Origin of the sequence: Gordonia rhizosphera NBRC 16068, from assembly GCF_000298195.1 — a bacterium.
GTDB lineage: Bacteria > Actinomycetota > Actinomycetes > Mycobacteriales > Mycobacteriaceae > Gordonia > Gordonia rhizosphera.
On record NZ_BAHC01000005.1, the window covers coordinates 1 to 3,606 of the forward strand.

The 3,606-nt window shown below is 67.3% G+C and carries 3 protein-coding genes; all 3 read right to left on the bottom strand.

Annotation, left to right across the window (positions count from 1 at the left end; translation table 11 throughout):
- On the bottom strand, nt 1–324 hold a 324-nt coding region (locus tag GORHZ_RS00310), incomplete at its 3' end, for an acyl-CoA dehydrogenase family protein (protein ID WP_006329155.1).
- A 9-nt stretch (nt 325–333) separates the two neighbouring features.
- On the bottom strand, nt 334–2,310 hold the full coding sequence (locus GORHZ_RS00315) for an AMP-binding protein (RefSeq protein ID WP_006329156.1): 1,977 nt from the start codon (nt 2,308–2,310) through the stop codon (nt 334–336).
- A gap of 13 nt (nt 2,311–2,323) precedes the next feature.
- The gene (locus GORHZ_RS00320) at nt 2,324–3,511 is read right to left on the bottom strand and encodes an acyl-CoA dehydrogenase family protein (RefSeq protein WP_006329157.1); all 1,188 of its coding nucleotides are present in this window, start codon (nt 3,509–3,511) and stop codon (nt 2,324–2,326) included.
- Between the last annotated feature and the right edge of the window lie 95 nt (nt 3,512–3,606).

Here is a 3,606-nt window from a genome sequence, read left to right on the forward strand (position 1 = left end):
CTCACCGCTGAGCTGGGCGGCCAGTTCGTCCTCGCTCAGCAGCGGTGACACCAGCGCGGCCGCCAACCACCTGGAGTCGGGCACCGCGGCTCGTCCGAACTCCCGTGCAGCCAGTGCGAGTTCGAGAACCCCGCCGCCCTGACCGCCTGCCTCTTCCGGGTATCCCACGCCCCACCAGCCCTCACTGATCAGGGCATCGGTGAAACTGCTCATGCCGTCGGAGGCCTCCAGTTCCCGCACCGTCTCGGTGGGAAACTTTGCGGCGATCCACTCACGGAGCGAGGAGGCGAACAGCTCCTGCTCGTCGGACAACTCCCAATGCATCTGGTCTCCTCAGCTCACGCCCGTGCCCTGCACGGCGGTTCGGTCGGCGCCGTGCACCACGTCACGAATGGCGTCCACGGCCTCGGGGTTCTCCGCGCTCGACAGGTCACCGACGTCGGTCCCGATGGCGGCGGCCCGGACGGCGCGACGGAGGATCTTGGCCGAGCGGGTTTTCGGTAGCGCGTCGACGATCCAGACCTGTGCCGGCGCGAACGGCTTTCCGACGCCGGCGGCCACCAACCGGCGCAGTTCATCCGAAACGCCCTCGGTGTCGGCGTCCTTGCGGGGAACCCAAAAGGCCCAGACGGTTTCGCCCTTCTTGGGGTCGGGTACCCCCACCGCGGCGGCCTCCGCGACCGCGGGATGGGTGGTGAGTACCGACTCCACCTCGGCCGGGGCGAGCCGCTTGCCCGCGACGTTCATCACATCGTCGGAGCGGCCCAGGATGTACCAGCGCCCGTCGTCGTCGATGAGGGCGTAGTCGCCGTGACACCACATTCCCGGGAAGGTCGACCAGTAGGACTCGAGGTAGCGCTCCCGGTCCCGCCACACACCACGCGTCATGGCCGGCCACGGCTGACGGCAGACCAGCTCACCGATGCTGCCGCGCAACGGCGCTCCGTCGTCGTCGACGACGTCGACGTCCATACCGAGCGACGGCCCGCCGAGGGAGCAACTCGGAATCGGCTCCACGGGGTAGGGCGCGAGGAAGGAGCCGCCGACCTCGGTGCCGCCGGAGAAGTTGATCACGGGCACGCGGCCACCGAAGACGTCCGCGGCCAACCAGTCATAGGAGTCGGGATCCCAGGGTTCGCCGGTGGAACCGAGCACCCGGGTGCCGGACAGATCACGCTTCGCGATCTCCTCGAGTGGGGTGCCCTTGATCGCCCGGATCAGCGTAGGTGACACACCGAGCATCGTGATCTCATGGCGCTGCGCGAGATCCCACAGGCGGCAGGTGTCCGGGACGTCGGGGGAGCCTTCGTAGAGCACCAGCGTCGCGCCGTTGGCATGCGTGCCGAACGCCGCGAGCGGACCCATGACCCATCCCATGTCGGTGATCCAGCAGAACGTGTCGCCCACGGAGATGTCGAACGAATACGCGACCTCGGTGGCCACCTTGATCGTGAAACCTGCGTGGGTGTGGACCGCACCCTTGGGTTTGCCCGTGGTACCCGAGGTGTAGCCGAGCATGAGGGTCTGCATCGCCGGGAACGGGCGGAACTCGTATGGCGCGCGGCCTGGGTCGACGAGCGTGTCCCACGCGATCGTCGTGATGTCGAGGTCGCCGAAATCGACGGTGCGGCCAACGTTGTCGATCGTGATGACCGAGCGGACGGACGGAGTGTCGGGCAGCGCCCTGATCAGTTCGGCGGCCATGTCGACCGTGCGGCCGCGGCGGATCGTGCCGTCGGCGACGACGACGGCCTTGACCTCGGCGTCGTTGAGTCGCGAGGCGATGGCCGGCGCGGCGAACCCGGAGAACAGCGGTACCAGGATGGCGCCGATGCCCGCCGCGGCGTAGAGGGCGACGACGGCCTCCGGGATCATCGGCAGGTAGATCGCCACCGCGTCACCTTCGCCGACACCGAGCTCGGCCAGGCCGGCGGCGACGCGACCCACCTGCTCGGCGAGTTCGCCGTAGGTCAGCGTCGCGATCGACTGGTCTTCGGCCTCGTGGACGATCGCGGGCCGGTCCGCGCCGTCGGCCAGCCAGCGGGTGAGGCAGGCATCGACCGCGTTGAAGGTGCCGTCGACGAACCAGTCCGGGAATTCGACTCCGCCGGCGGTATCGAGCACCCTCGTGTAGGGCGTGGCGAAGGGTATGCCCAGGTCGGTGATCGCGGCGTCCCAGTACCACGCGACGTCATCGGTCGACCGTGCCCGGAGATCACCGATCGAGTCGATGCCGTGTGCACGGGCGAGCCGAGTGACGTTCGCGTTCTCGATATAGTCGGGGGTCGGAGTCCACACGTAGCTGCTCATCACGCCACCTCTCTCAGTTCCGGGGCATCCCGAGCACCCGCTCGGCCGCGATATTGCGCTGGATGAAGGTCGATCCACCGGCGATGGCGGTTCCGCGTGCCTGATAGGCGAGTCGCAGCCACCGCTGCTGGTCGGGATCGGCGTCGTCGCCGTCCTCGGCGAGCCCGAACTGACCGCCGAAGTCGCTGAGTTCCAGCCCGAAATCGGCGATGTCCTCGACCAGGGGGCAGAAGTACAGCTTGCCGATCGACGTGACCGGGCCCGGTGGCTGCCCCGAGGCCGCTCCGGTGATGACCCGCTGTCCGATCAGATAGTGGGTCAGCGCCCGGCCGTAGAGATCGGCGACACGTTGCCGGATCTCGGGTTTTGCGGTGAGCGCGCGACCCTCATCGGTGGTGGTGCGTTTGACCTGGTCGATCAGATCCGCCACGGCCTGTTTGGTGTTCACGCGTCCGGTCGCGATGCCGACCCGCTCGAAGGCGAGTGTCCCCATCGCGACCGTCCAGCCACCGTCGACCTCGCCGACGACCGCGGAGTCCGGCACGAACACGTCGTCGAGGAACACCTCGTTGAACTCCGCCTCGCCGAGCATGTGTTCCAGCGGCCGGACCGTGATCCCCTCCGACGTCATCGGGAGCAGGAAGTAGGTGATGCCTTTGTGGCGCTCCCCGCCTCCGGTGCGAGCCAGCAGGATGGCGTTGTCGGCGATCTGGGCGCGGGATGTCCAGATCTTTTGGCCCGAGACCCGCCAGCCGCCGTCGACCTTGATTGCCTTGGTGCGCAGCGACGCGAGGTCGGAACCCGATTCCGGCTCGGAGAACAGCTGACACCAGATCTCGTCGCCGGTGAGGATCGGCTCGAGGTAGCGGCGCTTCTGGTCGTCGTCGCCGAAGGCCACGATCGTGGGACCGGCGAAATCCTCACCGATGATGTTCAGTCGGTCGGGAGCTCCCGCCCGATCCATCTCCTCGTTGAAGATCGCCTTGACCTTGGCGTCGGCACCGGCACCACCGAATTCTGTCGGCCACGACAATCCGGCAAACCCGGCATCGAATAACTTGCGTTGCCACACCGACCAGAACCCGCGCTTGTCCTCCAGCCGCGCCGGCTCCGGCCAGGGCAGTGTCGGCAACGTGTCGGCCAACCACTGCCGCACGCGAGCCCTGAACCGCGCTTCTTGCGGCGAATCATTCAGATCCATCCGAACCTCCACATCGTTACGGACCAACGTTACAATAGGTCAGACCAAAAATCTAGGAGGGTCCCCCGGTGAAATCGCCAATCCGAGAAATTCCC